The organism is Pseudomonas sp. RGM 3321, from assembly GCF_022836805.1.
In the GTDB taxonomy this organism is placed as follows: domain Bacteria; phylum Pseudomonadota; class Gammaproteobacteria; order Pseudomonadales; family Pseudomonadaceae; genus Aquipseudomonas.
In genome coordinates, this window is sequence record NZ_JALHBH010000121.1 from 193,216 (window position 1) to 218,779 (window position 25,564).

The 25,564-nt window shown below is 57.3% G+C and carries 36 protein-coding genes; 22 read left to right on the forward strand and 14 right to left on the reverse strand.

Annotated elements, in window-relative coordinates; translation table 11 throughout:
* The first annotated feature begins 377 nt into the window (after positions 1 to 377).
* Positions 378 to 1,757, forward strand: a complete 1,380-nt coding sequence (locus RGM3321_RS26405; protein ID WP_244395502.1) for a P-loop NTPase fold protein — start codon at positions 378 to 380, stop codon at positions 1,755 to 1,757.
* Between the two features lie 173 nt (positions 1,758 to 1,930).
* Here RGM3321_RS26405 and RGM3321_RS26410 read toward each other — a convergent pair whose 3' ends face one another.
* The 13 genes from RGM3321_RS26410 to RGM3321_RS26470 all read right to left on the reverse strand — a co-directional run bounded on the left by RGM3321_RS26410 (position 1,931) and on the right by RGM3321_RS26470 (position 9,656).
* A complete protein-coding gene (locus RGM3321_RS26410; RefSeq protein ID WP_244395503.1) occupies positions 1,931 to 2,200 on the reverse strand; it encodes a pyocin activator PrtN family protein in 270 nt (89 codons plus the stop codon).
* Positions 2,197 to 2,889, reverse strand: a complete 693-nt coding sequence (locus RGM3321_RS26415) for a hypothetical protein (protein WP_244395504.1) — start codon at positions 2,887 to 2,889, stop codon at positions 2,197 to 2,199. The genes RGM3321_RS26410 and RGM3321_RS26415 overlap by 4 nt, the downstream gene beginning before the upstream one ends.
* Positions 2,886 to 4,946, reverse strand: coding sequence for a DNA cytosine methyltransferase (locus RGM3321_RS26420; RefSeq protein WP_244395505.1), 2,061 nt, complete (start codon positions 4,944 to 4,946; stop codon positions 2,886 to 2,888). Before RGM3321_RS26420 ends, RGM3321_RS26415 begins: the two co-directional genes overlap by 4 nt.
* Complete coding sequence (locus tag RGM3321_RS26425; RefSeq protein ID WP_244395506.1) at positions 4,943 to 5,299, reverse strand: hypothetical protein; 357 nt, start codon at positions 5,297 to 5,299, stop codon at positions 4,943 to 4,945. The genes RGM3321_RS26420 and RGM3321_RS26425 overlap by 4 nt, the downstream gene beginning before the upstream one ends.
* A gap of 220 nt (positions 5,300 to 5,519) precedes the next feature.
* On the reverse strand, positions 5,520 to 6,329 hold the full coding sequence (locus tag RGM3321_RS26430) for a DUF2303 family protein (RefSeq protein ID WP_244395507.1): 810 nt from the start codon (positions 6,327 to 6,329) through the stop codon (positions 5,520 to 5,522).
* 40 nt (positions 6,330 to 6,369) lie between these two features.
* Positions 6,370 to 6,720, reverse strand: a complete 351-nt coding sequence (locus RGM3321_RS26435) for a hypothetical protein (RefSeq protein ID WP_003342461.1) — start codon at positions 6,718 to 6,720, stop codon at positions 6,370 to 6,372.
* A gap of 49 nt (positions 6,721 to 6,769) precedes the next feature.
* Entirely contained in the window at positions 6,770 to 7,012 is a 243-nt protein-coding gene (locus RGM3321_RS26440) for a pyocin activator PrtN family protein (RefSeq protein ID WP_031596526.1), read from the reverse strand.
* Entirely contained in the window at positions 7,009 to 7,383 is a 375-nt protein-coding gene (locus RGM3321_RS26445; RefSeq protein WP_244395508.1) for a hypothetical protein, read from the reverse strand. The genes RGM3321_RS26440 and RGM3321_RS26445 overlap by 4 nt, the downstream gene beginning before the upstream one ends.
* Entirely contained in the window at positions 7,380 to 7,616 is a 237-nt protein-coding gene (locus RGM3321_RS26450) for a hypothetical protein (RefSeq protein ID WP_244395782.1), read from the reverse strand. The genes RGM3321_RS26445 and RGM3321_RS26450 overlap by 4 nt, the downstream gene beginning before the upstream one ends.
* 49 nt (positions 7,617 to 7,665) lie before the next feature.
* A complete protein-coding gene (locus RGM3321_RS26455) occupies positions 7,666 to 8,238 on the reverse strand; it encodes a deoxynucleotide monophosphate kinase (RefSeq protein WP_244395509.1) in 573 nt (190 codons plus the stop codon).
* Positions 8,235 to 8,429 carry a hypothetical protein gene (locus RGM3321_RS26460; RefSeq protein WP_244395510.1) on the reverse strand — a complete coding sequence of 65 codons (195 nt, stop codon included), beginning with the start codon at positions 8,427 to 8,429 and terminating at the stop codon, positions 8,235 to 8,237. The genes RGM3321_RS26455 and RGM3321_RS26460 overlap by 4 nt, the downstream gene beginning before the upstream one ends.
* Before the next feature lie 75 nt (positions 8,430 to 8,504).
* Entirely contained in the window at positions 8,505 to 8,798 is a 294-nt protein-coding gene (locus tag RGM3321_RS26465) for a DUF1654 domain-containing protein (RefSeq protein ID WP_244395511.1), read from the reverse strand.
* Between the two features lie 141 nt (positions 8,799 to 8,939).
* Positions 8,940 to 9,656, reverse strand: coding sequence for a LexA family transcriptional regulator (locus RGM3321_RS26470; protein ID WP_057422735.1), 717 nt, complete (start codon positions 9,654 to 9,656; stop codon positions 8,940 to 8,942).
* Positions 9,657 to 9,755: 99 nt separating this feature from the next.
* On the opposite strand from RGM3321_RS26470, the gene RGM3321_RS26475 reads away from it, so the two are divergent.
* From RGM3321_RS26475 to RGM3321_RS26510, 8 genes are all read left to right on the forward strand, one after another.
* The gene (locus RGM3321_RS26475; protein WP_244395512.1) at positions 9,756 to 9,983 is read left to right on the forward strand and encodes a YdaS family helix-turn-helix protein; all 228 of its coding nucleotides are present in this window, start codon (positions 9,756 to 9,758) and stop codon (positions 9,981 to 9,983) included.
* A 228-nt stretch (positions 9,984 to 10,211) separates the two neighbouring features.
* Positions 10,212 to 10,700, forward strand: a complete 489-nt coding sequence (locus RGM3321_RS26480; RefSeq protein ID WP_024681704.1) for a phage regulatory CII family protein — start codon at positions 10,212 to 10,214, stop codon at positions 10,698 to 10,700.
* On the forward strand, positions 10,693 to 10,899 hold the full coding sequence (locus tag RGM3321_RS26485; RefSeq protein ID WP_004407080.1) for a TraR/DksA C4-type zinc finger protein: 207 nt from the start codon (positions 10,693 to 10,695) through the stop codon (positions 10,897 to 10,899). The genes RGM3321_RS26480 and RGM3321_RS26485 overlap by 8 nt, the downstream gene beginning before the upstream one ends.
* Entirely contained in the window at positions 10,896 to 13,589 is a 2,694-nt protein-coding gene (locus RGM3321_RS26490) for a bifunctional DNA primase/polymerase (protein ID WP_244395513.1), read from the forward strand. The genes RGM3321_RS26485 and RGM3321_RS26490 overlap by 4 nt, the downstream gene beginning before the upstream one ends.
* A gap of 328 nt (positions 13,590 to 13,917) precedes the next feature.
* Entirely contained in the window at positions 13,918 to 14,400 is a 483-nt protein-coding gene (locus RGM3321_RS26495; protein WP_244395514.1) for a hypothetical protein, read from the forward strand.
* Positions 14,401 to 14,651: 251 nt separating this feature from the next.
* Positions 14,652 to 14,975, forward strand: a complete 324-nt coding sequence (locus RGM3321_RS26500; protein ID WP_060402700.1) for a phage holin, lambda family — start codon at positions 14,652 to 14,654, stop codon at positions 14,973 to 14,975.
* Entirely contained in the window at positions 14,972 to 15,358 is a 387-nt protein-coding gene (locus RGM3321_RS26505; RefSeq protein WP_244395515.1) for a hypothetical protein, read from the forward strand. Before RGM3321_RS26500 ends, RGM3321_RS26505 begins: the two co-directional genes overlap by 4 nt.
* A complete protein-coding gene (locus RGM3321_RS26510) occupies positions 15,318 to 15,506 on the forward strand; it encodes a hypothetical protein (protein ID WP_244395516.1) in 189 nt (62 codons plus the stop codon). The genes RGM3321_RS26505 and RGM3321_RS26510 overlap by 41 nt, the downstream gene beginning before the upstream one ends.
* 51 nt (positions 15,507 to 15,557) lie before the next feature.
* Here RGM3321_RS26510 and RGM3321_RS26515 read toward each other — a convergent pair whose 3' ends face one another.
* Positions 15,558 to 15,785 carry a hypothetical protein gene (locus RGM3321_RS26515; RefSeq protein WP_244395517.1) on the reverse strand — a complete coding sequence of 76 codons (228 nt, stop codon included), beginning with the start codon at positions 15,783 to 15,785 and terminating at the stop codon, positions 15,558 to 15,560.
* Positions 15,786 to 16,021: 236 nt separating this feature from the next.
* Here RGM3321_RS26515 and RGM3321_RS26520 point away from each other — a divergent pair, with 236 nt between their 5' ends.
* The 13 genes from RGM3321_RS26520 to RGM3321_RS26580 are packed head-to-tail and all read left to right on the forward strand — an operon-like array spanning position 16,022 to position 25,564.
* Positions 16,022 to 16,543 carry a terminase small subunit gene (locus RGM3321_RS26520; RefSeq protein WP_225651189.1) on the forward strand — a complete coding sequence of 174 codons (522 nt, stop codon included), beginning with the start codon at positions 16,022 to 16,024 and terminating at the stop codon, positions 16,541 to 16,543.
* 43 nt (positions 16,544 to 16,586) lie between these two features.
* Complete coding sequence (locus RGM3321_RS26525) at positions 16,587 to 18,476, forward strand: terminase gpA endonuclease subunit (protein ID WP_244395518.1); 1,890 nt, start codon at positions 16,587 to 16,589, stop codon at positions 18,474 to 18,476.
* Positions 18,477 to 18,486: 10 nt separating this feature from the next.
* Positions 18,487 to 18,702, forward strand: a complete 216-nt coding sequence (locus RGM3321_RS26530) for a hypothetical protein (protein WP_004663043.1) — start codon at positions 18,487 to 18,489, stop codon at positions 18,700 to 18,702.
* Between the two features lie 2 nt (positions 18,703 to 18,704).
* Positions 18,705 to 20,306, forward strand: coding sequence for a phage portal protein (locus RGM3321_RS26535; protein ID WP_244395519.1), 1,602 nt, complete (start codon positions 18,705 to 18,707; stop codon positions 20,304 to 20,306).
* A 2-nt stretch (positions 20,307 to 20,308) separates the two neighbouring features.
* Positions 20,309 to 21,541: a S49 family peptidase gene (locus tag RGM3321_RS26540; RefSeq protein ID WP_244395520.1), complete on the forward strand. Its 1,233-nt coding sequence runs from the start codon at positions 20,309 to 20,311 to the stop codon at positions 21,539 to 21,541.
* Between the two features lie 13 nt (positions 21,542 to 21,554).
* Positions 21,555 to 21,905, forward strand: coding sequence for a head decoration protein (locus RGM3321_RS26545; RefSeq protein WP_116894010.1), 351 nt, complete (start codon positions 21,555 to 21,557; stop codon positions 21,903 to 21,905).
* 12 nt (positions 21,906 to 21,917) lie between these two features.
* Positions 21,918 to 22,946: a major capsid protein gene (locus RGM3321_RS26550; protein ID WP_122287411.1), complete on the forward strand. Its 1,029-nt coding sequence runs from the start codon at positions 21,918 to 21,920 to the stop codon at positions 22,944 to 22,946.
* A 1-nt stretch (position 22,947) separates the two neighbouring features.
* Positions 22,948 to 23,169, forward strand: coding sequence for a hypothetical protein (locus RGM3321_RS26555; protein WP_244395521.1), 222 nt, complete (start codon positions 22,948 to 22,950; stop codon positions 23,167 to 23,169).
* Between the two features lie 2 nt (positions 23,170 to 23,171).
* Positions 23,172 to 23,486 (forward strand): hypothetical protein, encoded by a 315-nt coding sequence (locus RGM3321_RS26560; RefSeq protein ID WP_244395522.1) that lies wholly within the window; start codon positions 23,172 to 23,174, stop codon positions 23,484 to 23,486.
* Positions 23,483 to 24,139 carry a hypothetical protein gene (locus tag RGM3321_RS26565; protein ID WP_244395523.1) on the forward strand — a complete coding sequence of 219 codons (657 nt, stop codon included), beginning with the start codon at positions 23,483 to 23,485 and terminating at the stop codon, positions 24,137 to 24,139. Before RGM3321_RS26560 ends, RGM3321_RS26565 begins: the two co-directional genes overlap by 4 nt.
* A complete protein-coding gene (locus tag RGM3321_RS26570) occupies positions 24,132 to 24,659 on the forward strand; it encodes a hypothetical protein (RefSeq protein WP_244395524.1) in 528 nt (175 codons plus the stop codon). The genes RGM3321_RS26565 and RGM3321_RS26570 overlap by 8 nt, the downstream gene beginning before the upstream one ends.
* Complete coding sequence (locus RGM3321_RS26575) at positions 24,659 to 25,243, forward strand: phage baseplate assembly protein V (protein WP_244395525.1); 585 nt, start codon at positions 24,659 to 24,661, stop codon at positions 25,241 to 25,243. The genes RGM3321_RS26570 and RGM3321_RS26575 overlap by 1 nt, the downstream gene beginning before the upstream one ends.
* Before the next feature lie 42 nt (positions 25,244 to 25,285).
* The gene (locus RGM3321_RS26580) at positions 25,286 to 25,564 is read left to right on the forward strand and encodes a hypothetical protein (RefSeq protein ID WP_244395526.1); all 279 of its coding nucleotides are present in this window, start codon (positions 25,286 to 25,288) and stop codon (positions 25,562 to 25,564) included.

Sequence of the window (25,564 nt, forward strand, 5' to 3'; positions counted from 1 at the left end):
ATTTTATTGGGTGAAACGGTAGCTGGTTGAGGTGGTGTACCAATTTTGCAGTGATAGCTACTCAGAAGGTGCTCGAAATTCCGAGAAGCTTCTGTGGGCGGAGAGGGAAGTAGGCTACGTATGCACGCACGGGATATTCCAAACAGATCCTAGTACAGATAGAGTGCAATGTATCAAATGCATATCATGCATAGCGTCCCCTCGTAATGAGGATCGTATGGACTCAACGCTGTATCTTCTCAGCCCGCAGCTGTACACGGGTTCTATCAGGCGGGTAAGATCCAGCTGCTGATCGATTTGGTCTACATTTTTTTGCCAAGTGGGGTAGTTAGGGAATGACTGTAATCAACGACAATGACCCGTGGAGACATGATCTTATGAACCGCAAAGGGGTCGCTAAGTTCTTAAGTCAGCACCTTGATGCATCTGTTCATATCAAAGTCTTGAATGTGAATTCGGAGTGGGGGTCAGGTAAAACATTTTTTTTACAGGCTTGGCATGAGGAGCAACATCCCATTCGTCCATGTATTTATTTTGATGCTTGGAAGCATGACTATTCAGGTGATCCGTTCGTATCTCTTGTTGCAACGATAAGGGAGCAGCTTCAAGGTCAGCTAGAAAAAACCGCCGATGCCACCAAGACGTTAAAAAAATTCACTGCAAGTGCGGCAAAAACTTTAGTCGCTGCCACACCGGTGGTTGCTAAAGGGTTAGTAAAAAAATATCTAGCTGTAGACAGTGATGCTATTTCAGAAGCTGTAAGCGATAGTTTGGCTGATGCCGCCGAGAAAGCCGTGGAACATTTGATATCTTCAAATAAGGATGCTATAGAAAGTGTTGATAATTTCAAAAAAATATTTATTGAGCTTTTAAGTAAGGCCAAGCTAAAGAAAGGGGGTGATTCAAAGCCTGCTTATATTTTTATTGATGAGTTAGATCGATGTCGTCCGACTTATGCTATCGAGTTATTAGAAAGAATTAAACATCTTTTCGATATATCTGAATGCAAATTTATTATCGCTAGCGACACCAAGCAGTTAGCGCACTCAATCAATGCGGTTTATGGACAGTCTTTCGAATCTAGGCAGTATCTAAAAAGATTTTTTGATGCTGAATTTTCATTGGATAACTCAAATCCTAGAGAGTGGATCAAAACCAAATTCTTGAGCAGTCACACGCAAGACTGGCGGCATGATATTGGTATCCCGGTCATATCTGATTATGATCCCCGAGATCGCCATGATTCCATGCATTTTGCAACTCCGGTTTACGGTACAGTATTGAAAGGCGAAGAAGATCTCAATTTGAGACAGATCGTTTTCCTAGCTCTAGCACAAACGTTTGGCGCTAAACTGAGAGAGTTAGAGAAGATTGTTTTTCAAATACAATCTCTTGAATCAAATGTGAAGGGGCAATTCCATTTTTTTTGGGGGGCTTACCTTGTTTTTTTAAAGGATCGCAACCCCGAGTTGTACTGGGAGTCTAAGAATTCACCTTCCAATGAGACTATTAGGCGCTTAAAGGAAAAGTATCAGGCAGCAATTCTTTATTTTGGCGATACAAGTATTTCGGTGCATGATATATTTCATAACTATTTGAATTTCTTTGCATTAGGAGCATCCGCGGCGCGAGAGAATTACCGGCGCGCTAGTGGTCAAACTGAATACGTTGAAGCAATTAGCCGAGCTTTTGGTGAAAATTACAGTCATATGTCCGCATATTATACAATTGTGGACTTGGCTCATAATCTGGAGTAGTGATAGGTGGTCGTGTAAGCTCGCGCGGGCTTGCAGCGAATGTAACGAAAAGCCCAGCCAGAAGGTGGCTGGGTCTTTTTCTATTTGTTTTGGTAGTTATTTTTGGTATGTATAAGATGTTTGCGATGCGCCTAAGTTTAGTAGTTTGATAAGTCTCAGCTCACTGCTTTGCTTTATGCGACTCTGCCCATCAACTTGTTCTGCTCCTTCGTTGCTTTCTCCCGTTGTCGATCAATATAGTCAGCCAAATCTTTTAGGTGAATGCCTAACGCTGCTTTTTGGCTGTCGGCACCAAGTCTAACAATTGGTATATCTATCTCTCCGTCTAGGCATTTGCGCTTAAACTTCTCTACAGACAGATGCATATAGTCGGAGCAGACCCTGTCGACGGGTATCACTGCTTGGCCTTCGTATTGGGCCATAAGGAGAAAGAGCGTATTCATAATGCCCCACCCCCGTCTGCGTTCGCTCTGACTGATTGGACTTGGCGATAGAGCGGTTCTATCTTGAAGCCGCACTGTTCAGCAGCCTTTACGGTCTTTAGGCTTCTCACCGTTTTGCACCAGCTTCCACGACTGGATCGGACATCCCAAGCCACTGGCTTGCTGTCCAGATTGGCTGGTTGAATGGTAATTTGCTTGGTCATTTCCTCTAGCACACGTTCAACACGCGCCATCAAATCCCGGCCGAGCTTGGCTTTGTTGAACGCCAATGTCAGTTCCATAGGATCCGCGCCCCGTTGATGCAGCATCATGGCAAAGTTCGCTATGTCCTCGAAGTTGCCAGCATTGCTCTTGGGAATGTGCCCAACCATCAGTTCGGCTAGTTGCTTGTCCTGCACCCATGACTCACACCAGCTATGACGACCTTTGACGCGAGCCTCTGCAAGCTTGGTTTTCATTGCGGCAGCGAACCTATCAACAGCTTGGTTATCAGGGTGCTGGTCGACCTGCGCTGGAAACGGGCGAGAACAAAAAGCGCCCAGACCGGCAAGATACTGAGCTGCGTCTGAGGTACCCATGTGCTCGATCAGCGAGCGTGACGTGCCAAGAATGGCTACGGCTTCACTCAAGAGCGTCAGGGTTTCGGTAAGCTGCCGGCGCGCTTTGTCACGCGCTCCTGTGCGGCTCATGCTGCCTCCCAGCAGAGTTCGATCTGCCGCCATGGGTCGTTTGCTTTGGCAAGTGCGGCCATCGGCGGAGGGCTTACGCTGTTTCCGCACATGTGTACCTGCTTGGTCTTTGTGAACGGCTTGCCGTCTGCACCGTGGGTAATGATGTAGCCGGCGGGGAAGCCCTGAGCCTTGTATAGCTCTGGCGGTTTGAGCATTCGCAGGCAGATGTCGACGATCACGTATGGCGTGCCCTTGACCATCACGGTGACCAGCGCCAGGCGATCCTTGGTCGTGATCGTTGGTGTCGGCTCTCCCGCGCCGCTGAAGTTCTCTGTCCCGTAATAGCTGATCAGGAAGGCAGCGACACGCAGAGCGCCTTCCTCGTGTTCCGGTGACAGCTTCAATGAAACAACAGCGCTTTTGCCGCCGCCACCTGCCGTTACCGTCGGAGCTGGTTCGTCCAATGCCTGATCGATACTCGCTCCAAACTGGCGTTCCATGAATGCAGTGACCAGTCCGTGATGCTGCCCGCCAGCACTGATGGTGTGCAGCGGATCTATCAAATCCCGCGCATCACAGTTGCCCCGCAGGTGGACCAGGCTTGCTGCTACAAGGGCATGGTGCTGTCCAGTCGTCACTGTGGGGACTGGATCGTCCAGATCTGTCGGGCCGTGGCCAGTGGTGTTGGTGATCAGCGTGGCTGTCACCAATTGCTGCTGGCTTCCAGTGTTGGTGACTGTCGTCATCGGCTCGTCTGCACCTTTGCCGTGGATGGTGTTGAAGCCGCCGTTCATCTGAGCCATGAATGCGGAGACGACCGCATGTTTCACGCCGCCAGCTACAACTGTGCCGAGCGGCTGGTCTATTCCTGGCACGCGAGGTAGCTGCCCATTGCGCTCGCCATAACCTGACTGGATAAGGGTGGGGCTGATCAGCGTCAGTTCGCCACGGTTGGCGCAGGTGATTGTCGGCAATGGCTCCAGTGGATCGTTGATGCGGTCGCTGCCTTGGTGGGTTGCCGGTGCGATAACCGGGCTGACCACAGAGAACGCGCCGCCCTTTGGATATGACGTGACCGTGCGCAGCGGCTCGTTGGCCGATTGCACCGTCTCGCCTGACCAGTTTGCAATTGGGACGATAAAAGGTGCCGGGCTATCGATGACGAACTTCTTCATACCTTTCGCGACTCGGCGCAGGGTGGCTGGAGCCAAGTCTTTTTTGCGTCCGAATATGCTTTTCCCCAGGTCTGTAAAGTCGATGCATTCGGCGGCAGTCTTCCAAGGTTTCTGGCCTTTGGCAGGACGCTTGGCGTGGGTTGGTTCTGGCCATACGATAGGCTCGCCATCGCAGCGGGCGATCATGAACAGTCGTTCCCGGCTGGTGGGTGCGCCGAAGTCGCAGGCCCGGATCACACGCCACTCGACGGTATAGCCCAGTCGTTCCAGCTCGGCCACGAGCACGGCCCATGTTTGGCCACGCCGCGTTGGGTCTGGCACCAGAAATTGCTGATCTACTGGAACGACCTCACCAGGTGCGGCAACAGTGTGCTGCACCTTCGCTTTGTCATTGGTGCCCAGAACTGTGACCAGCTTGATCGCCCTACCTGTGGCCGGGTCTCGTTTGGCCACCAGCGGCCCCCATTGCAGGATTTGCTTTACGTTCTCCAAGCTGATGACGCGGGGCTTCTTCTTACCTGCCCATTTCAAACCGATCCAAGACAGGTTGCGGATCTCGCGTTTGCGCGGCTGGCCACTGGCTGCCTGGCTGTGGTGGGTGCAGTCGGGGCTCATGTGGAACCAGCCCACGGCCTTGCCGCCGCATTCGGCATCCGGATCGCCGTCGAACACGTCGGTGATGAAGTGCTTCGCGCCTGGGTGATTGACTGTGTGCATGCTGATGGCTGCAGCGCTGTGGTTCTTGGCCACGCTGACTTTCCGGCCGAGGCCCATTTCTAGCCCAGTACCAGCGCCACCGCCACCACAGAAATAGTCGACAACAATCTCGTCGTCTTGCGCGTTAAACCCTAGGCTGTACTGAGTTTTGAAATCAAATGGCGGGCGAGTGAGTGAGGTCATGCTGCTTCCTCCGCATCAGTGTGGTTTTCCGCCGACCTGCTGCTGATGCGAATCTCGCCAAGGATTCGCAGCACGATGCTGTTCAGTTGCTCAAGTTGCGTTGCTGCGCGTGTGCGCCATGGCTCTGTGCCTTTTATGTGAACCCAGGTTTTGTGGGCCAGCCCCAGCGTGATGGCGGTGTCTGACATAACCTGGAGATCGGCTTTGGTGAGCGAGCCGGTACTGCCCGAGTTCGACTGCTCCTCGAGCTGCCTGATAGCGAGGTTTTTGAGTTCGATAGTGTGCAGAAATCCTTTGCGGTCGCGTTCTCGGCGGCGTGCAAGCATTGCTATGTCTGCATTCAATGCGTCCATGCGGGCGCTGCTGTCGGCGATACCTGCGGACTTTCCTGCCCAGTACGACCTGCGTAATGCCCGCTTGATTGCTCTCCGTATGAAGACGGTGAGGAGCAGAAAGCAGGCCGCCAGGCCGACCAGAGTGATGATGTGCTGTGCTTGCATGTGCTGTGTCCTTGGGAAAGAGCCCGTCGCCGGATCGGTGGTGAGAGGACGGCGACGGACTGACGCGGGCTGGTTATGCCAGGGTGAAGCTGCCGATGGTGAGGTCGGTTGCTTCGCCCACTTCTTCTGCTACGACCTGTTTGAATTCTTGCACAAGGTTTTCGCGCAACTGAGCCTCGCCGATCCAGCGCAGACGAAGCACGGGCTGGTCGCCTCCAGTGAGGACCGCAACGCGCAACTGGATGGTCTGAGCCTGCAGGCCTTCGTAAGGGATCACGCTGAACAGCAGCTCAGCGGGAAGGCCGTCTGTCGATTTGGCTTCGATCTGATCCATTGCCGAGCGGGATACGCTCATGTCGCCGACGATGTGTTCGCTTTTGCGGGCCTGCTCGATGGTGATTGATCTAACTGCACCAACTGCGCGGCGCAGATCGATATCGGCACCGTCGGGCGTGAGCGCTGTCAGGTTCGGTGCCCAGTCTTCAATAAAGTCGCTCAGCTCTTTTTGAGTGTGCTTGGACCCGGCTGCGCGCTCCAAAGCGATAAATGCAGCAGTCTTCTTCAGGGTGAGCTTGGCGCGAAAGTCTCCGTGTCCAGGGTTGTCCTGATTGCCGAGGTTAAAAAAGACCGTGCACGTCATGTCGTCGCTATCAACGAAGCCCGATGTGTTGCCATCTGCCTGGTTCAGCACGTATTCGCTAAAGTCCTTCAACGACGAGGTTTCAAGCACGCCTCGAAACCGGCTGCGAGTCTGCTGAAACTTCTCCAAGCTGACGACATTCACGGTCGCGGGTAGGGCGATTGAAGGTGTGAAGGTGTCCAGCGCCTTGGCGTTTGCGATCACGGCGGTGTCTTGGATCAACTGAATTGCTTTGGCTTCCATGAATCATTTCCTGTGGTGAGAGGTATGGAATAGGGTTGAATTACGATCTGGCAGGGACGGGTGCGGCGTTGCGATCAAACATCTGGTCTGCCGCAGGTGTTTCAGGGAACAGCGTCAGCCGACCGCCTTCGCCGACGTACATCGGCGTATCGAGGGTGGTGTCCTCGGTGCGGCTGCCGCGCTTGGTCGGCACTTTGTAGGCCAGCTTGTGGTTGACGGTGACCTGGTGGCTGTCAGCTATTTGTTTGAGCGAAAACGTGAGCGTCACAGTGCCGACCTTTTTGTTGTCGACGACACCAGCAGCAACCTCGGAGAGCGCATGGCCGATCTGATTGGCGAAGACGCCAGCGTTGAGTTCGCCGATAAACTCGGCTGTATCCGTGGGTTTCATGTCCTGTGCCTCTGGTTATTGTCACTGGACGGCAGTGACCACCTTTTAATCAGGCCGCTTTCGACTTGGCCTGTGCATCGAGATATGCAGCGAGGTCGTGCAGGTACACCACCGGCTGGCCCTTGTTCGATCCGCCGAGCCGTGTGACCTTGAGTTTGATGCGGCCTGCGTTGATCTTGCGGAGCAGGTAGCGATCACTCGATATGTGCGAGAAGTAACGTTCACGTACAGTACTCAGCGTCGGGCAGGGGGTCGCAAACTCGTCCCGGAGCTGAATTAGCGTTTCACTCACGCAGAATCCTCCCCATACCCCTCCTGTTGGGGCACCAACTGAAGGCGAATCAGCTCCGCGAGACCCTCTTTTGATTTGCCGGTGGCAGTCGCGCACAGTCTTCCCTTCGCGTCCGCCACCACTGCGCCGTACGGGCGCTCTGGGCAGCGTGTTGGGGTGACATACGCGACCTGGCCTTCAAGCAGCACGGCGTCCACCATCCGAAAAACTTCCGCCAATTCGGCAGTTACAGGTGGCAAACCGTCCAGCATGCTGAGTGCCTCTGACGTCGCTCCGATCAATGTCGAGCGACTTACGATGGTCGGGTGGTTCAGGTGCAAAGGAACCAGTTTCAACGTGCATACGGCGTGAGTAATTGCGTTCAGAGTCATGCTGCGGCGTCCTTGTTCGTGGTGGTGATGCCAAGCTGGTCCGAAAGCCAGGCAACACCCGCCTCCTTGACCATCACCACTGCATAGTGGCTGTAGGCGTGAATGTTCTTGTTCCAGCGGCTGCGCGAATCTTCGTACAGGTAGCCTTGGTCGCGGTGCTTGGTGGCAAGCTCGCCTGTCTGGGTCAACACGCCGATTTCGCGCAACTTCTTTCGAAATGCCCTTGGCTTAATGCCGAGAATCACTGCTGTAGCGTCTAGGGTTCTGTTCATGAGGAATGCCTCAGGCCACAGCCAGCAGACCGCGTGAGCGGATAGCGCGATACAACTCGTCCAGTGCCCCAAACAGATCTTGAAGGCCGCTGTCGTTGGTCAGTACTAAGTCGTCCGGATGGACTGACACACCCGCTTCGCTGATGTGGGGATTCACTTCCGCTGCGTCGGGTCGGGACAAATGAATGACGGTCCCACCGCGTTTGCGGATGAAATCGGCCTCGTTTTCGAAGCGGACATCGCTCACCACAAAGCCCGGCACGCCGTCGAACACCGCACTGAGGCAATCAAGGTTCTGTTCGGCGAGGTCAATCCACAGGTTGGCGCTGATCATGTGACGGCCCCATTCGGTGCCGAGCAGTTGCATCAGTTGGCGAGGTGAGCGACCCAGCCAGTCAATGGGCTGCTCCTTTTTCTCGCCTTCGAGATCTTCGGGACTGAGGTTGAATATGGCCATGATGCCGTCGCGTAACGGGTCGGCGAATGCGTAGCACTCAAAGCCATGTTCGTGGGCCAGGTGTTGGGCGGCGGTGGTTTTGCCGGAGCGGGCAGGGCCGGTGAGGCCGATCAGGATCTGCTTCATGCCGCATCACCTCCCCATGGGCCGAAGTCATCGACTGCCGGTAACGGTGCTGCTTTCGCGGCGCTGCTTTTGGACTGGATGATCAAGAGAAGACCGGTCTGGCGCTGAATGGAGGCGATGGATTCGCGGTTGGAGGCTGCTGCCGGGTGGAGATACACCGGGCAGCGGGTGTTGCGATGAGTGGTTTGCATAGCTCGTACTCTGTGGTGAGAGGGGTACGAGACAAATTAGCAAAAGCTAAATATCTATGCAATAGCAATTGCTAATTAATGGCCGGTTTTGGTGCTCCGCTTACTCCCTTCTGGACGATGTAGGGTTTCGGGTAGATACCAAGATATCCGTGCGACCCCGTCAGATAGGATTTTTACGTAGACGCCTTCTGTTTCATTTATCGCCGCAATGATCTGATCCCAGTGCCGCTGATCCTCATCAGGGTTTTTGTAGATAACCGCAGAACGAGCTTCCTGAGCGGATTGGGAGCCAATAATGGTTTGAAGTCGAGCCGCGAGAATTTCTGCGGGAGACATCGGTACTACCCGCTTGCATGCAGCTTTAGCCATTGGGTCCTCCTTGGCTTTATGTGTATATGCATACAGTATTTCGCAGAGGGTCTTTCCGCAAGAATAAATGGAGTACATCTGTACTCTACTCCGGGCAGGCATAAAAAAGCCCGCTATTGCGGGCTTCGATTGGCGTGAGGTCTACAGCTTCTTGGCATTCCACACAAGGAGCACTCGGGCTTGAATGTGGACCTTTGTCAGGTCTGCTCCTTCAATGATTATTGCAGGATACAAAGGGTTGTCCGAGATCATCCGCAAGGACCCGCCAGTCATGCGCTGCAGCCGTTTTATGTACAGGTCCCCGTCCAGTGTGAATACGTAAACTGCGTCAGTTCTGATCTCGGTAATTCCCCGGTCAACGAGCAGGGAGTCGCCGTCGCGAAACGTACCGTCCATGCTGTCGCCATCGCCGGTAATAATGGCCAGGTTCTCGATCCTGGAGAAGGCCAACCCTTGGGTCTTGAGCCAGTCGAGATGGACAGTAATGTCTCTGATCACTTCAATGTGCGATTCGGGTGGAACATTGCCGGACCCCATGGACGCCGCCACGTTGAGGTGAGGGATGGTAATGAACCCGAGCGACTGCATCAGCGTTCGACTATCAATGGGTGGGGTGTCGAGCATCACGACTTCAGTCAGCTCGGAATCGCTCATTACCTGCGGGTTCACCAAGCTCCCTGGATGCAGGTTGATCTTTTCTTCGAGGGTTGCAGCTGCTTTTTCGCCGAGCTTCCGGTGGCCATTTAAAAGCTGAGACAAATACGATGCGTCCAACCCATGTTGGTTTGCAAAGTCTTTTTGGCTAAGCCCCGCCATGGCGGCGCGCAGAGCGCTGATTCGCTGCTTATAGATATCCATACCCCATGATCGCTTTCCGTTAGCAAACAGTAAATTACGGTTTGCTATTGCTGTATCGATTAGCAATTGCTAATCTGCGCATCTTGAACGGAGGTGCATATGACACTGCACGAATATTTGAAGCCTTTGAATAAACCTGACCTAGAAGCATTTGCCCAGCGTTGCGGGACGTCTGCCGGACAGCTCAGACAAGTTGCTTACTGTAATCGCCGGGCCAGTGCCGCTCTTGCAGTGAACATTGAAAGAGAGTCGAAAGGCGAGGTTGTATGCGAGGTGCTGCGCCCAGACATCGACTGGGCTTACCTTCGCGGCTCCGAAGCCGCATAAAAAGCAGCAGGGTCGGGGACCTCTCACCACAAGATTCCCCCGACCCAGCAACGGTAGTGCAAAACACTGCCGACTCCGCTGACCAGGTCCTCTCACCACAAGAATCACCTGGTTGGCTAGAACGATGAACCGTGCCGCACAGCACGTTTAGCACAGCACATCGGTCGTGGTCGTAGGATAGGGCGTGCCCCTGCCTATGGCTACACCGTAAACGGGGATTTTACGGTTATGAGTCGCACGGATCTTTTGCCTGACGCTGGTCAGGTGCTTTCGTTGCGCCAGGCGCTTTACCGCGCCGGACGCGACTACAAGGGCGGGGTGACTGCCCTTGCCCACGACATGGTGTTGGACAACGACACCCTCCAGAAAAAGCTCAAGCTTGATGAGGAGCGGCGCTGGCTCAATCCGGACGAACTTGAAGACATCGTCCGGCTGACAGGCAGCCCGCTTTTGCTCGATGCCTTGATGCGTCCCGCCGGGGCTGTTTGGTATCAGCCGGAGCCGGTCGCTGCCACACAAGATGCGCTCAAGTCGGTTGGCAAGCTGCTGACCGAAACGGGCGAGTTCGTATCAGGCATGCATAACGGTGCTGCCGACGGTGTATGGGAGCTGCACGAAGTCGCTCTGCTGGAGAAGCAGGGCAATGACATCATTCGTGCGGTGCTGGGCATCATGGCCGGCGCTCGTCTGGCGATGGAGGATCGTGCCAATGGCTGACGATATCGACCGCGCTACGGAACAGGCTCAGTACCTGTTGGACGTCGCTCTGTTTAAGCATCGCCGAATCCCGACCAGTTTGGTCAGCTCACAGTTCTGTGAAGACTGCGACGATCCGATCCCGGAGCCACGCCGTGCTGCGATTGTTGGCTGCGAGACGTGTATTCACTGTCAGTCGCTGCGGGAGCAGCGTAGATGAGTGATCGTCCAATCCCGCTTTCTGCTTGGGCACGTCGTTACTGTGAGACATTCAATTTTGCGTTAGTACCGATTCAACCGGGCGAGAAAGGCCCGAAGGGAAGGGGATGGAACCAGCCCGGTAAGTACATCGATGATCCTGCCAAGGCCGAGGCGTTCTGGACGAAAAATCCCAACCATAACCTCGGCGTTGTGCTGGGGCCGAGTCGGGTGTGTTCGTTGGACGTCGACGATGTCCAGTGGACGCGGTTCGTCCTTTACGAACTCTTGGGCGTTGATCTGGATGCGCTTGCACTGGCTTTCCCGACTGTCGTTGGTAATCCTCTGCGGTTCCGGGTCCTGTTTCAGGTCCCGGAAGGGCTGGAACTGACGCGGCACTCCCTGTCTTGGCCCAATGAAAACGACCCGGATGGGTCTAAGCACAAGTCAATCATGCTGAAGGCAAACGCTGCTCGGGAGGCGGGCGATACGGCCAGAGAGGCCTTGTATCGAGCAGATGCCGAGCAGTACAAGCGGTTCACTGTGTTTGAATTGCGTGCAGGATTGGTGCAGGACGTACTGCCTCCCTCCATTCATCCAGGCACCGGCCAGCCATACACCTGGCGCACGCCGCCTGATGCTTCGGGGCTTCCGGTTCTGATCAGCGATCTGCTGAATGTCTGGAACAACTGGGACGTCTTCAAGCGGGGCGCGGAGGCTGCGTGCCCATGGCTTCCGAAGGACGCCAAGCCTTCCGGCAAACAAAAGCCGAAACCGAAGCCAGCCCCTGCAGGTGGCAAGCGGCCGTCTGTCATCGACGAATTCAACAACTGCCACGACGTAGAAGAGATCCTGCGCAGCCACGGCTATGCCAAGCGCGGCGGCAAATGGCTGTATCCGCAAAGTAGTACCGGGCTGCCGGGGGTCACCGTCGCTGAAGGCAAAGTGTACTCGCACCATGCGGCTGATCCGTTGGCCAACGGTCACCAAAACGATGCATTTGAAGTGTTCTGTCTGCTGGAGCACGGAGGTGATCAGTCCAAAGCGGTGAAGGAGGCAGCGCGGATGCTCGGCATGCAATCGACCCGACTCAGAGCAAGCGATCTTCCACCGGCCCCAACTGAGGGTAGCGACCAGCCAGATGCGGCAGAACCAACTGCTGTCAGCGAGGCGGCTCCTGCACCTGACGGGGGGGCGGGGGAGGAGCTGACTATTGAGCAAGTGCTGCGGCGTTTTGCGTTGGTCGAAGGCACGACGCATGTGTGGGACTTCGACAAGTCCCGAGTGATGAAGAAGTCGGCCTTTGAAGCGCGTGTGGGCAAGCCCATTGCCAAGCTCTGGCTGGATGCCACCGACAAAAAGCTGATCGCCGACGATCAGGTGAAAGACATCGAGCAGGCCCGCAAAATGGCGGGCAAGAAGGGCGGTGCGCTGGGCATGCGGCCCACCGAACGGTACGTTTACATCGACGGAACCAAGGACGTTTGGGACCGAGAGAAGAAACGTCGGATCGCCGAGGGGGCTGTCAAGATGGCCTTGGGCGACACCTATGCGCTCTGGTTGAACAGCAGCGAGCGGCGGGTGGTCGACGTCGAGCACATTGTCTTCGACCCGACCATGACCAAAGACCCCAGCATTTACATCAACACTTTTGACGGCCTGCCGTTGGAGCCGGTTAATGACGATGCGGCGTGCGCCAACCTGCGCTGGCTGATTTCATTCCTCTGCAACCATGATGAGGCTGCGGCACTGTGGCTGACTCGGTGGCTTGCATATCCGTTGCAACACCTCGGGGCCAAGATGGATACGGCGGTCCTGATGCATTCCACCATGGAGGGCTCGGGCAAAAGCCTGTTGTTCGCCGACACCTTCGGCGCGCTTTACGGGCAGTACGCCGCGACAGTTGGCCAGACCCAGCTGGAGAGCAACTTCAACGCCTGGCAAAGCAGGAAGATGTGGGCCGTGTTCGAAGAGGTGGTCAGCCGCGATCAGCGTTACAACCAGGTCGGCAAAATCAAGCACCTGGTCACCGGCAAGACGGTGCGCATGGAGTCGAAGTTCATCAACGGCTGGGAGGAGGCCAACCACATGAACGCGGTGTTCCTCAGCAACGAGATCCTGCCGTGGCCGATCAGCGATAGTGACCGGCGAATGTTGGTCATGTGGCCGATGGAAACCTTACCGGTCGCCCGACAGAAAGCCATCGGCCGCGAGCTGGAGAATGGCGGTGTCGCTGCGCTTTATGGATGGCTGCTGCGTGTGGATCTGGGGGACTTCAATGAACGCACCCGCCCGCCCAGCACTGCGTCACGCGAGCGGCTGGTTGCGCTCAGTCGGGCCGGGTGGCAAACGTTTCTGTACCTTTGGCGGTATGGCGAACTTGGTCGCGGGCTCTGGGGCGTATGTCTTTCAACGGATCTATACGCTTTGTTCCTGGAGTGGTGTCAGCGCAACAAAGAGCATGTGATGAGCCAGACGAAGTTCTCGCTGTTCATCAGCTCGGAGGTGGAGAAGACCCGGTCAATACCCTGGACTGAACGCAATGATCGGCGCTTCGGCGCTTTCTTTGTGCCCGATGATCCTGAGGCTTCCCTTCCCCCATCAATGAGAGCGCCGGACTTAGGCGTTGCCGTCGAGGCCTGGCGGGCCAAGGCGCGCCTTGCGGGGTGGAACGTCGACAGCTGGGACCACGTGAAGGCGGTCGCAGCATGAGTACCTCTAAAAGTGTGTCGGGTGTGTTGGGTATGTTTTGGGTTGGTTTTGGTAACCCGACACAGATCAAACGCCCATTTTTCGCGGGGTGCAGACGTGTGTGTTGGGTGTGTTGGGTTTGGCGTCGCGTGCGCGCATGCGTGACGTTATTTATGCCGGTTAAAGCGCAGTTATTTTTTCTCCATGCGAGGACCTATAAACCCGACAAACCCAACACACCTAGCACACTCTTTATTAATTCATTGTTTTTAAAGGGTTTTAACTGTGTTGGGTCTGTGTTGGGTAGGGTGTTTTGTGTGTCGGGTTTAGATTTCGAGAGGAAAGGGCAGTGATCAAGGAAATCGAAGCGTTGATGGTGCATTGGGGCGCGCAGATGCGCGAGCGCGGCCAAGGCGGCGGCTTGGGCAGCCAGATGGGAGCCATTATCGAATGGGGCGGCGCGCCGCCGCGTGGTACGCCGGGTTCACGGGTGCTTGGTGGTGCGGGGTGCGGAATTGATCACATTGCCAGTGAGGTTCAGGCAGCGGTGGCTGAGCTGGGACGGTCGGGGCGTGCACCGCTGGCACGGTTGGCACTGGAGCGTTATTGCGCCATGACCACAGTCCGGGAACAGATGAAAGCGGTGGGTATTGCCGAAGGTGCTGACCGTACTTATCGCAACTGGGTGGATCGCCTGCATCAGCAGGTCCTGTTGATTCTCACGATCCGGAGCGGCTCGATCCGTGGCTACCCGGTTGGACCGCAAACCGACCGCCACTTGAAGGTCGCAACCGGTTCCTCGGCGAACTTTTCAATCCCTCGGGCGCGCTGACCGTTCGTCCGGGCGAGTTGTCGTATTGTGGTCGTATTCATGCTGTATTGCGGTCACATTTGGCCCAACCTTTAAACAGCCCTTTTCGGTTTTTCCGAACGCCGGTACAACGTGGGCACGATCTGCGAATTGCGTCTGAGTCGCTGTCCGAGCACGTGCTGTGCACGCTCCATCCAGCCATCCCCAGGCTGTCACCAACCCCGCTCCGGCGGGGTTTTCCATTTCAGCTCCCCCGGAAGGGTGGCAACCGGATGCGGACCATGCCCGACAAACCAGATACGTGGGCGCGGTTCATCGCGGCCATTTCAAATCCACTGTGGCAGGGCATGATCATGGCCATCGTCGTTTCTCTACTGCGCATCCTCTACGACGCCAAAGAAACCAGTAAGCGCCGGATCTTATTCGAAGCGCTTATCTGCGGTTCGTTGAGTCTGGTCGCGTCCAGCCTGATTGAGTGGATGACCTGGCCGCCCAGCTTATCGGTAGCTGCAGGTGGAACGATTGGCTTTCTTGGCGTTACGGCCATTCGCGAATTAGTGGCCCGTTTCATAGGCCGGAAGGTGGATTCCCTATGAAGGCTATCGCCGCTGCAATCATCATCGCGCTGGTGGGTGTACTGCTTGTCGGCATTCAGCAGTACCGGGTCGTCGCATTGCGCGGCGAGGTGGAAGTGGAAGCAACGGCCAAGAAGAAAGCGCTCGACGCCAACCTTGAAAGCGAGGCCACCATCACCACCTTGCGTGCCGAGGCGCAACGTAACGCTGCTTATCTGAAGGACTTGAATCAACGGATCAAGGCCAGCGAGAACAAAGCCAAACAGGCGAGGAAAGAATTTGAAGACCTCAAGCGCAATAGCAAGCCCGTTCGTGATTGGGCTTCTCAGCCTTTGCCTGACGGCCTGCGCGGCAAAGCCGGTGGTGGTCACAAAAACATCAGCAGTCCGAATCGAACCCCCTGAGCTGATTCCTTGCGAACGCGTCAACGCCGATGAGGCTGACCTTCGTTCAAACGGCGACGTCTGGGAGCTGAAGGATCAGGCCATCAAGCTGCTCGACACCTGCGCCGATCAGGTCGATGCGCAGATCCTGCGCAGCCAGAGCCGATGACTTTGGTTGCCTTCTGAATCGTTCACAGTCTGCTGGTGACTTCGCGAGTATCTACTTCACCAAGTACAGATGAGGTGACATATGTTCAGTTAGAGCTTGATCCTGATCTGCTGCCACTCGCAGCTGTGTCAGCACATCGGCAAGCTCTGCCATGACCATCTGCAGCCCTTCAAGCGCATGCATCACATTACGGTCTTGGATTACGCCGATGTCCTTGAGCATAGACAGCGATTCGGTGACTGCGGCGTACTTAGCGAGCAACTTTTCGGGGGCATTCATATTTTATTATTACTTATCCAAGTTTGGTGAGCATGAATGCTCACCGATCTCAGTGTATCGGCAAAAAGCCATCAGTCGTGAGCTGTTAGCGATGGGCGGCGAGCCGGGCTCGGGCGGGCCACACCCCTTGGTTTCGGGTCCTCCCGGAGGGGGGCTCCTTACACGGGTACGTGGACTCGCGGTTCCTGTGCAGCTGAGTTTTTTGCAGGTATGTCCGTCTTTCTAAAGGGTTCTGTATGGGCAGGAAAGTCAGCAAGGCCGACTTGAGTGAGATCGTTGGCCGGGACGAACGCACCCTGACCCGGTGGCAACACGACGGCATGCCGGTGGTTGAGTTTGGTCTGGGTCGTGGCAACGAAAACCAGTACGACACCGAAGCGGTGGTCCAGTGGTTGATGCAGCAGGCTTCGCTCAACGGCAAGAAGGAATCGTCGCGTGACAGGCTTGACCGGGTTCGGGCCAACCGTGAAGAGCTGGCGCTGGCCAAGGAACTTGGGGAGGTGGTGATCGCCTCCGACATGATCCAGCGCTTCGAGGCCATGATCATGTCGGCCAAGGTCGAACTGCTTAATACATTTCCAGATGTGCTCGCCGCTGAGCTATCAGCCCGTTACGGCATAGAGGTGGACGATCTACTGATTCGTGAGCCCATCGAGGCAATCCTGAGAAGGCTATCTGAATATGACGATGATGCTGACTCAGCTGGAGATTCTGACGAATCGCCATACCCGGAGGGCGTTGAGGAAGACGGCGAGTGAGTCGCTACACAAGGCCTGTTTGAAGTGGGCTCCACCTCCACGGATGAGCATCATCGAGTGGGCAGACAAGTATCGCTGGTTGTCTGCGGAGGAGGCGGCTCGGCCGGGTAAGTACCGGTTCGATGTGACCCCGCATCTGGTCTGGCCGGGTGGCCCGCTTGAGGCGCTGGACGACCCGAACGTTACTGAAATCGTAGGGCGCAAGTCTGCGCAGGTGGCCTGGACATCGGGCGTGCTGGGTAACGCCTTGGGCAAGTGGATCGACATTGACCCGTCTCCGATACTGGTGCTGTTTCCCAAAGCTGAAGCGGCCAAGCAGTACGTGGGCGAGAAGCTTGAGCCCATGATTGAGGCGACGCCCCGGCTTCGCAAGAAAGTCGATCTACGCAGTCGCAAGCTGCAACAGCGTCAAGACTTCAAGCGTTTTCCGGGCGGCTTTCTAAAAATGGTGGGCTCCAACAGTCCTGCGAGCGTGAAGTCCACGCCGGTACCGAGAGTCGCTGTCGAGGAGCCTGACGACTGCAACCTCAACCTGCGGGGGCAGGGGGACAGCATCAAGCTGGCCAAGGAACGACTGAAGACGTTTCGCCGCTCGAAAATCATCATCGGCGGCACCCCGACCATCAAGGGCCTGTCGGCCATTGATGCGGAGCTGGAAATCTCCGACAAGCGCGAAGGGCTCGTGCCTTGCCACGAATGTGGTCAGTCGCACGCGTTGAGTTTCGACAATCTGTTCTGTGCGGACGACCCCGACTATCACCACGAGGTGTACGGCAAGAAGCGGCCGGAACATGCGTATTACGCCTGCCCACACTGCGGCTGTTCGTGGGATGACAACCAGAAAAACGCCAACCTCAAACACGGCCGTTGGGTCGCGACGGCCGAGTTTAGAGGCATCGCCGGTTACATTCTCAACGAGCTGTACGCCACCTTCTGGGGATCGCGCTTCCAGGCGCTGATGGAGAAAAAGCTTCAGGCCGAGCACGCCGCGTCCCACGGCAACATTGGGCCGATGATTGCCTTCGTCAACAGCTCCAAGGGGGAGAGTTACGAATACAAAAGCGACGCACCCAAAACCGATGAACTGGAAAAGCGGGCTGAGCCTTACGCAGAGCTGACAGCCCCCAACGGGGTGCTGCTGATTACGGTGGGCGTCGACGTTCAGGGGGACCGGCTGGCGCTGGTAATCATCGGCTGGGGCCGGGGTGAAGAATCGTGGCGACTGTACTGGGGTGAGCTCTACGGTAATCCCATCGATCCGCATGACGCCGTTTGGCAGGAGCTGGATCGACTAATCGCCAAGCCGGTGGCGACAGAGGGCGGCGCGCAGCTGGTCATTTCCGCCGTGAGTATCGACAGCTCGGACGGCAACACCAGCGACGCGGTCTACGGGTACGTCCGGGACCGGCAGCGCTACAACATCATGGCTATCAAAGGTGCGTCGATTGACAGCCGTGACAAGGAGATTTTTACCCGGCCATCCCCGTCGGTTGACTCCTCTCAGGACAATACCAAAGCATCGAAATACGGTCTGCGCGTCTACATTGTCGGAACCCACAAGGCCAAGACGCTGATCGACGGGCGTCTTCGACTGACCGGCACAGGGCCGGGGCGGATGCACTGGTACAGCGAGATCCGCTCGGACTATTACGAGCAGCTCACCAATGAAGTGCTGGCCCCGCACGCGCGCAACCCCAGCAAGATGGTGTGGCAGAAGAAGGCGGGCCGCCGTAACGAAGCGCTGGACTGCGAAGTGTATGCACTGCATGCGGCCAGAAGCTTGAAGACCCATCTGTTACGCGAACATGAGTGGGACCAACTGGAGCAACAACTGCTGCAACCCACTCTTTTCAACACCGAGCAGGCCGTCACTCCTGTGCCACGTAAAGCGAATGCTCGCGGTCGTGGCACGCGCAGCCGTGCAGGCTACTAGAGGTTCAATCATGACTGACGCACAAATGCGCCTGGAGCAGGTACGGGCGGCGATCTCTGACGTCCTCAAAAAGGGTCAGCGGCTGAAGCGAGCGGATCGCGAGATCTATCGGGCCGAGCTCGACAGTCTGCGTTTGCTGGAACAGCAATACGCCAAAGAGGTCGCGCTGGAACAAGCATCGCTGCAGGGCAGGGGGCGAAATCGCATCTCCTACATGGTGATTTGATTATGGGTTTTTTCCGTAAAGACCCTGCCGAGTTGTTGATGCGAGAGGCACTCAAGCTCGCCAAGTCTGTGTCTGAAGGGTCGCCTGCCAAAGCGCAGGGTGGCGGTGGCGGGGTTGAAACCCGCTGGCGCGGTGCATCCCGTGTGCTGCGTAGCATGGCAGGCTGGATTCCGGGATTGGGCAGTGCCAGGCGCGACCTGCACCACAGCGAGCGGCGCATGCTGGTAGCCCGGTCGCGTGATGCCATGCGCAACCACCTGATCGCTCGGGCGGCTATCACCCGTCTGCGCACCAATGTGGTGGGCACCGGCCTGGTCTGCCGTGCACAGATCGATCATGTCGCTGTCGGCATCGACGAGCAGCAGGCCGAGCAACTCAATGCTCAACTGGACAGGATCTGGTCGCTGTATGCCGATGACCCCCGCGAGTGTGATGCCGAAGCCACGCTCAATCACTACCAACTGCAGGCGCTGGTGCTCATATCGGCCATGGTCTGCGGCGACGTTCTGATCGCCAGCCCCGACGATGAGCGTCCGGGATGCATCTTCAGCACCCGTTTGCAGTTGATTGAATCGGATCGTGTCTGCAATCCCGACGGGGGTATGGACCGCGCAGATATGGTTGAAGGTGTCGAGTTTGACCGATTGGGAGCCCCCTTGGCGTATCACGTTTGCAATGGCTATCCCAATGAGTTTCTGGCAGGGCAGAGCCTTGCGTGGGAGCGCCTGCCTGCGTTCGGTGATTCGACCGGCAGACGTCGGGTCATGCACGTCATGTCGGACAAGGAAAGGCCCGGCCAGAAGCGAGGCGCTCCCTACCTGGCTCCGGTGCTGGAACCGTTGCAGAAGCTGGAGCGCTACAGCAGTGCCGAGTTGATGGCGGCGGTTATCTCGGCGATGTTCACCGTGTTCATCAAAAAGAACAACGACTTCAACGTCTCCAACTTGCCCATGTCCGCCATGGGTAACGAGGGCGCGGGTGGTGATACCACCGACGATGGTGAGCTGGCATTGGGGGAGGGTGCCATTGTCGACCTGGGTATGGGCGAGGAGCCGGTGGTAGCAAACCCGGCTCGACCCAACGCCCAGTTCGACCCTTTCTTCACGGCGGTCGTTAAAGAGATTGGCGCGGCGCTGGAACAGCCGATGGAAGAGTTGCTGCTGCATTACAGCAGCAGTTACAGCGCGGCTCGCGCTGCGATGCTGCAGGCGTGGCGGTTCTACAGCGTTCGGCGCTGGTGGCTGGCTTGTGACTTCTGTCAGCCCAGCCGAGAGTTGATCATTGATGAGGCCGTGGCGAGGGGACTGATTCACCTGCCGGGTTATTCAGATCCTGCGAAGCGTAAAGCCTATTGTCAGGGGATCTGGATCGGCCCGGCGCGGGGCGCTATTGATGAGCTCAAAGAAGCCAACGCAGCCGGTAAGCGGATCGAAATCGGGGTCAGCAACGAGACCCTAGAAACGGCCGCGATGACGGGCGAGCCCTGGCAGCAGGTCTATCGCCAGCGTGTTCGCGAGGTCGAGCAGCGACGCGCAGACAACCTGCACATGTTGCCCAAAGGCGGCGTCATCGCTGACCCACCCACACCACCCAACGAGGAATAACCATGCCCCGCGCATTGGAGCTGGCTGCATCGCAGCCTTGGCTGATGCTGCCTGACGCCCTGGATAACTTGCTGACTATTGCTGATCGCATGGGCGATCCGGGTGCGTTGGAGAGCAAAACCGGTATTCGGCTGGAGAACAGCCGCACGGTCAGCGTTCGCAACGGCGTCGCCATCATCCCGGTGGTCGGTCCGGTTTTTCGCTACGCCAATCTGTTTACCGAGATAAGTGGCGCGACCAGCACCCAGGTACTGGCCACCGACCTGCAGTCGGCACTGGATGACCCAAGCATCACGTCCATCATCCTCAATATCGACAGCCCTGGCGGGGTGGCGGCGGGCATCAACGAGCTGGCTGACCAGATCCATGCGGGACGCGCGCGCAAGCGCATTGTGGCCTACGTCGGTGGAACGGGGGCCAGCGCTGCTTACTGGCTGGCGTCTGCGGCCAGCGAGATTGTCATCGATGAGACGGCATTGCTCGGCAGCATCGGCGTTGTGGTGGAAGCCGTGGTCGAGGGGGAGGCTAGCAGCGGGCGCAAGCGCTACCAGATTGTCAGCCGCAACGCTCCCAACAAACGGCTCGACATGGCCACCGAAGAGGGGCGCGCCAAGGTCGGTGAAACCGTGGACGCAATGGGCGAGGTGTTTGTGGCAAAGGTCGCCCGCAACCTTGGTGTGGCATCCGAAGCTGTTCCTGCAATGGGAGATTTTGGCGGCTTGCGGGTAGGTGTAGCAGCCGTTGAATCGGGTCTTGCACACCGCCTGGGCTCGCTGGAAGGACTAATTACTGAACTGGCCAAACCGGCCGCGACACAACCGAGGACATTCACTATGACCACCGTCAACTCCACCGCTCAGCTGCGCGAAGCACTGGCCGCTGGTACCGACCCAAACACCATCGAAATTGCCCAGGCCAGCCAGTCCGAATTGGAGAGCGCACGTACGCAAGCGAGCGCGCAGGCAGTCACCGCCGAGCGTGAACGGATCAAGGGCATCAACGGCTTGGCCAGCAAGGGGTTCGAGGCTGAGATCACGGCGGCCATCGATTCCGGGGCCTCGGTCGAGGCAACCGCCTTGCAGTTGTTCAAGGCTGCCCAGGACCGTGGCATTTCGTTGAGCGCCATTAAGGCCGACAGCACCCGTGCGTCGACTTCTACACCTTCCGATGGCAACGCTCAGGGTGAGCGCAAAGCCGTAGTCGGAGCCATTGTCGCGGGCGCTTCGCGTCGCTGATCAGGAGAACATCATGAGTAACCCAACCCGTCAGACCTATGTCCCCAGTCATCTCTCTGCAGGTGCATTCCCTGTGGTGATTGAGACCGGAATCATTGCGGCAGGCCAGAAACTCAAGCGCGGCGCGGTGCTCGGTCAGGTCGAAGCCTCGGGCGAGTACGTGCTCAGCGCCGCCGCTGCCGACAACGGCTCTCAGGCACCCAAGGCTGTGCTCGACCAAGACGTAGACACCACCGGCGGTGCTTTTCCAGCATCAATCCTTCTCACCGGCGAGGTGCTGGGCTCTGAGCTCATGTTGGGCGAAGGCCTGTCACTCGCAAAAGCAAAAGCAGCCCTGCGGCCGCTGTGCCTGTTCATTCGTTAACCGGAGCTTCTGATGGATATTTTTGACACCCGTACCATGCTTGAAGCCGTCGAGCAGATGCCCACGGCGCGACGGTTTCTCCTGAACACGTTCTTCAATGGCGGCAGTCCCGTGACGTTCCCCACCAAAACGGTGGACATTGATATCGTCAAAGGCCAGCGCAAAATGGCACCGTTTGTTCATCCGCGCCTGCCCGGCAGCATTTCGCTTCGTGACGGTTACCGGACTGACTCCTACGCGCCGCCGTACATCCAGCCCAAGCGTGAAACGACCGCTGAGCTGGTCCTCAAACGCTCGGCAGGGGACAACCCTTTCTCCAGCCGGACGCCGTTGGAGCGGGCAGGCCAGATGCTGGGCAAGGATCTGCGCGATCTGGACGACGAGATCATTCGTCGTGAGGAGTGGATGTGTGCCCAGGCACTGACCACCGGCAAGGTCCGCGTGCTGGGCGACGGCGTTGATGACACGATCGACTTCCTGATGGCCAACGATCACAAGATCACGCTGGGCACCGGGCAGTGGGGCACCGACAACTCTGATCCGATTGGCAACCTGCGCACCTGGAAACGCAAAATTGCCAAAGACTCCGGCCGCACTGCCAACACTGCTGCGCTGAGCGGTGAGGCGCTTGATGCATTCCAGTCCAATCTGACGGTCATCAAGCAACTGAATACTCGCCGCGTAGACATGGGCCTGATCAAGCCAGAAGAGCTGCCAGACGGCGTCACCTATCTGGGCTACCTGAACGATCCGGGCGTCGACCTTTACGGTTATGACGAGTGGTACCTGGATGACGAGGGTGATGAGCAGCCCATGATCCCTGCAGGCGGTTTGATTCTGGGCGCGACGTCCACGCGTAACGCCATGCTTTACGGTGCCATTCAGGATCTGGAAGCCATCGAGAGCGGGCTGGTCGAAGCGGCACGCTTCCCCAAGAGCTGGACGACCCAGGAGCCGAGCGCCCGCTGGTTGAAGCTGCAGAGCGCGGCACTCGCCGGTTTGCTGGAGCCGGACGCATTCATCTACGCCAAGGTGGTGTGATATGGCCAAGAAGCCCGGCTATATCGTGGTGGATGGCTGCATTCAGGAGGGACGCAACGTCATCGTCAGAGGCAGCCCATACACTCCGGCCAGCAAAGAGATGGAGGATGCGCTGGTTGTAGAGGGGCGTATCGCCATGAGCACGGACCCTCGGGCGCAAGAGGCCATCCAGTCCCAGGCAGCTAGCGGTGGCGATACTGACGACGCCACTGACGGTGACTGACCATGAGCTTTCGAGAACTGGCTGAGGACATGGACGCCCAGATTCTTGAATCTCTGGGCGATATCGCAACCGTCGACGGACGCGATATCGCGGGGTTTATTTCAATCCCGTGGCTGCAACCCAAGCTCGGACGCATCAACACCGGCATCAGGGAGCCGCACTTCGCGATACGTGTTCATGATGCTACTGCGGTTGCGATTGGTCAGATCGTCTCCATCGACCTGCCTGAGCAGGACGGTGGCGGTCGGTATGACCTGGTCGGCCTGGAGCCTGACGGTACCGGCTGGGTATCTCTTATCCTGAGGCTTAAGCGATGAGCATAGGCAGCTTCTACAAGCAGTCAGCCAAGGACGGCATGATCACCCTGCAGCCTTCTGGGGGTGATCTGGACGCGTTCAAGGACTTTGCTGCAGCGGTTCCCAAAGCTGCGGCAGCGGCCCAGCGGCGAGCCATCAACAAGACGCTACGCTGGTTGCGCACGCACATTGCCAGGGCAGTTGGGCGGCAAGAGCGCATCGCGGTCGTGGCCGTTCGGCAACGCCTCCGGGCCTACCCGGTCAGCGGTGGCGCGATGCGCGGCAAGCTTTGGTTTGGTCTGGATGCCATTTCTGCCAGTCGTATCGGCCGTGCGCGTCAGAGCCGTACCGGCGTATCCGTTGCCGGTCGCCGTTATCAGGGCGCGTTCTTCAAAACGGTTTACGGCGGCAGTCCCGATATCTGGATCCGCACCGCGAGCAAGCACTTCGACTCAGGTGCGTATGCGGAGACAAGACAAGGCAAACGTCGCTCCGGCTTTATCGAAGAAAACGGCAGCCGCTTTCCATTGGCCAAAGCCAAGGTGTCGCTTGAAGAGGCGAGGCCACATTTCGACAGCTGGGTGAAACGTGCTGATGAGCGCCTGCTGGAGATCCTCAAGCAGGAGTTCAATTACGAACTGCAGAAGCACTTGAAAGGAACTGCCCGTGCCTGACGAAGCTTTCAGTCTCGATTCGCTTTACGAAGCGATGGAGCGACACATCAGTGCCGCGATAGTCGGGCTTGAGTACGTCGGCACCATGCCTGACATGCTTCAGCAGGTCGCTGTGCCGGCCGTGCTGATCGAACTGGTGGAGCTGGAGCCAGGCGTTGATCAGGGCACCGGGGAAACGGCCTTGATTGCCCGGTTCGAAGCACGGGTCATCGTGGGGTCAGAGCGCGAGCAATGTCAGCAGCAGGCAGCCTTTGCAGCCTCGCAACTTGCTGTCCTGCTCAGGCTGCAAACCTGGGGGCTTGAAGTCGAGCCTTCCGAGTTTGTCCGGGCCGCGCAGGACTGGTCGCGTCCCGAGCTGGACGGCTACGCGGTCTGGGTCGTCGAGTGGACTCAAGGGATCTATCTCGGCGAGGAGGAATGGCCGTGGCCAAATGAGCCACCCGGCACGCTGGTGTTCGCGTTCAGTCCCGACACCGGGCGTGACAACGAAAACCGGTACCAATCGCCTGAGGATATGTGATGAGTTTCGCGTTGGCAGAACATGACCGCATGCTGGCCGGTGTGGTGAAGGACTGCTACGTCGTAGCGCTGGACCTCACCGCATCACCTCCGGTCTGTCGTGTTTCAGACGGAAACTGGGTGAGTGCCTGGGTGCGCTGGCACAGCGTTGCGGCGGGCAAGGCGCGGCACTGGCGTGCACCGACCCTTGGTGAGCAGGGCACCTTGTTCAGTGCCAGCGGTGACGTGTCGCAGGGCACGTTCATTCCGGGACTGTATGGCAATGCCGGTGCACAGCCTGATAACCGCGACCATGTCGAAGTCTGGCGCTTTGACGACGGCGGCTCCCTGATCTACGACTGGCAGGCCAACACTTACACAATTGATCTGCCCTCGGGAACGGTGACTGTCACAGTCGGAGCCAGCTCGGCCGTTGTGACCGACGACTCTATCACTGCGACCTCCGGAACGATCACTGCCAAGGCAGCCACGATCACGCTTGATGGCAATGTCACGATCAGCGGAACGCTCGCCGTAGTCGGTGATATCCATGGCGGCGGGCAGATTATCGACACGGGTGGCAACACCCCGAACCACAAGCACTGACCCGGCCCGCACTGCGGGCTTTTTAATGTCTGGAGATAACCCATGGCGACCGTAAAAATCGACAAGACTTCTGTTGATGAACCAGCAGCACCAACAAGCCAGGTCACACCCACGGCGATATCAGTAGCGGAAGCCGTGTCTAATCCCGCGCCCGCAGTAGCGGTGCGGATGTATCGAGACACGCTGTTCACCTCGCGCACGCTGATTCTGCCGGATGACCGCACCCTGTCTGTCGCTAAGGGCATTGCCAAGGCGCAGGCCGACGACACTGTCGCGCTGGAGTATCTGCGTGCACATCCGGACCTTGAGCCGCTGGAGTAA

Bases quoted from the DNA above. Each gene is read 5' to 3' on its own strand.
- RGM3321_RS26405 (WP_244395502.1), top strand. From the start codon at position 378: ATGAACCGCAAAGGGGTCGCTAAGTTCTTAAGTCAGCACCTTGATGCA.
- RGM3321_RS26410 (WP_244395503.1), bottom strand. From the start codon at position 2,200: ATGAATACGCTCTTTCTCCTTATGGCCCAATACGAAGGCCAAGCAGTG.
- RGM3321_RS26415 (WP_244395504.1), bottom strand. From the start codon at position 2,889: ATGAGCCGCACAGGAGCGCGTGACAAAGCGCGCCGGCAGCTTACCGAA.
- RGM3321_RS26420 (WP_244395505.1), bottom strand. From the start codon at position 4,946: ATGACCTCACTCACTCGCCCGCCATTTGATTTCAAAACTCAGTACAGC.
- RGM3321_RS26425 (WP_244395506.1), bottom strand. From the start codon at position 5,299: ATGGACGCATTGAATGCAGACATAGCAATGCTTGCACGCCGCCGAGAA.
- RGM3321_RS26430 (WP_244395507.1), bottom strand. From the start codon at position 6,329: ATGGAAGCCAAAGCAATTCAGTTGATCCAAGACACCGCCGTGATCGCA.
- RGM3321_RS26435 (WP_003342461.1), bottom strand. From the start codon at position 6,720: ATGAAACCCACGGATACAGCCGAGTTTATCGGCGAACTCAACGCTGGC.
- RGM3321_RS26445 (WP_244395508.1), bottom strand. From the start codon at position 7,383: ATGACTCTGAACGCAATTACTCACGCCGTATGCACGTTGAAACTGGTT.
- RGM3321_RS26455 (WP_244395509.1), bottom strand. From the start codon at position 8,238: ATGAAGCAGATCCTGATCGGCCTCACCGGCCCTGCCCGCTCCGGCAAA.
- RGM3321_RS26460 (WP_244395510.1), bottom strand. From the start codon at position 8,429: ATGCAAACCACTCATCGCAACACCCGCTGCCCGGTGTATCTCCACCCG.
- RGM3321_RS26465 (WP_244395511.1), bottom strand. From the start codon at position 8,798: ATGGCTAAAGCTGCATGCAAGCGGGTAGTACCGATGTCTCCCGCAGAA.
- RGM3321_RS26470 (WP_057422735.1), bottom strand. From the start codon at position 9,656: ATGGATATCTATAAGCAGCGAATCAGCGCTCTGCGCGCCGCCATGGCG.
- RGM3321_RS26475 (WP_244395512.1), top strand. From the start codon at position 9,756: ATGACACTGCACGAATATTTGAAGCCTTTGAATAAACCTGACCTAGAA.
- RGM3321_RS26480 (WP_024681704.1), top strand. From the start codon at position 10,212: ATGAGTCGCACGGATCTTTTGCCTGACGCTGGTCAGGTGCTTTCGTTG.
- RGM3321_RS26485 (WP_004407080.1), top strand. From the start codon at position 10,693: ATGGCTGACGATATCGACCGCGCTACGGAACAGGCTCAGTACCTGTTG.
- RGM3321_RS26490 (WP_244395513.1), top strand. From the start codon at position 10,896: ATGAGTGATCGTCCAATCCCGCTTTCTGCTTGGGCACGTCGTTACTGT.
- RGM3321_RS26500 (WP_060402700.1), top strand. From the start codon at position 14,652: ATGCGGACCATGCCCGACAAACCAGATACGTGGGCGCGGTTCATCGCG.
- RGM3321_RS26505 (WP_244395515.1), top strand. From the start codon at position 14,972: ATGAAGGCTATCGCCGCTGCAATCATCATCGCGCTGGTGGGTGTACTG.
- RGM3321_RS26515 (WP_244395517.1), bottom strand. From the start codon at position 15,785: ATGAATGCCCCCGAAAAGTTGCTCGCTAAGTACGCCGCAGTCACCGAA.
- RGM3321_RS26520 (WP_225651189.1), top strand. From the start codon at position 16,022: ATGGGCAGGAAAGTCAGCAAGGCCGACTTGAGTGAGATCGTTGGCCGG.
- RGM3321_RS26525 (WP_244395518.1), top strand. From the start codon at position 16,587: ATGAGCATCATCGAGTGGGCAGACAAGTATCGCTGGTTGTCTGCGGAG.
- RGM3321_RS26530 (WP_004663043.1), top strand. From the start codon at position 18,487: ATGACTGACGCACAAATGCGCCTGGAGCAGGTACGGGCGGCGATCTCT.
- RGM3321_RS26535 (WP_244395519.1), top strand. From the start codon at position 18,705: ATGGGTTTTTTCCGTAAAGACCCTGCCGAGTTGTTGATGCGAGAGGCA.
- RGM3321_RS26540 (WP_244395520.1), top strand. From the start codon at position 20,309: ATGCCCCGCGCATTGGAGCTGGCTGCATCGCAGCCTTGGCTGATGCTG.
- RGM3321_RS26545 (WP_116894010.1), top strand. From the start codon at position 21,555: ATGAGTAACCCAACCCGTCAGACCTATGTCCCCAGTCATCTCTCTGCA.
- RGM3321_RS26550 (WP_122287411.1), top strand. From the start codon at position 21,918: ATGGATATTTTTGACACCCGTACCATGCTTGAAGCCGTCGAGCAGATG.
- RGM3321_RS26555 (WP_244395521.1), top strand. From the start codon at position 22,948: ATGGCCAAGAAGCCCGGCTATATCGTGGTGGATGGCTGCATTCAGGAG.
- RGM3321_RS26560 (WP_244395522.1), top strand. From the start codon at position 23,172: ATGAGCTTTCGAGAACTGGCTGAGGACATGGACGCCCAGATTCTTGAA.
- RGM3321_RS26565 (WP_244395523.1), top strand. From the start codon at position 23,483: ATGAGCATAGGCAGCTTCTACAAGCAGTCAGCCAAGGACGGCATGATC.
- RGM3321_RS26575 (WP_244395525.1), top strand. From the start codon at position 24,659: ATGAGTTTCGCGTTGGCAGAACATGACCGCATGCTGGCCGGTGTGGTG.
- RGM3321_RS26580 (WP_244395526.1), top strand. From the start codon at position 25,286: ATGGCGACCGTAAAAATCGACAAGACTTCTGTTGATGAACCAGCAGCA.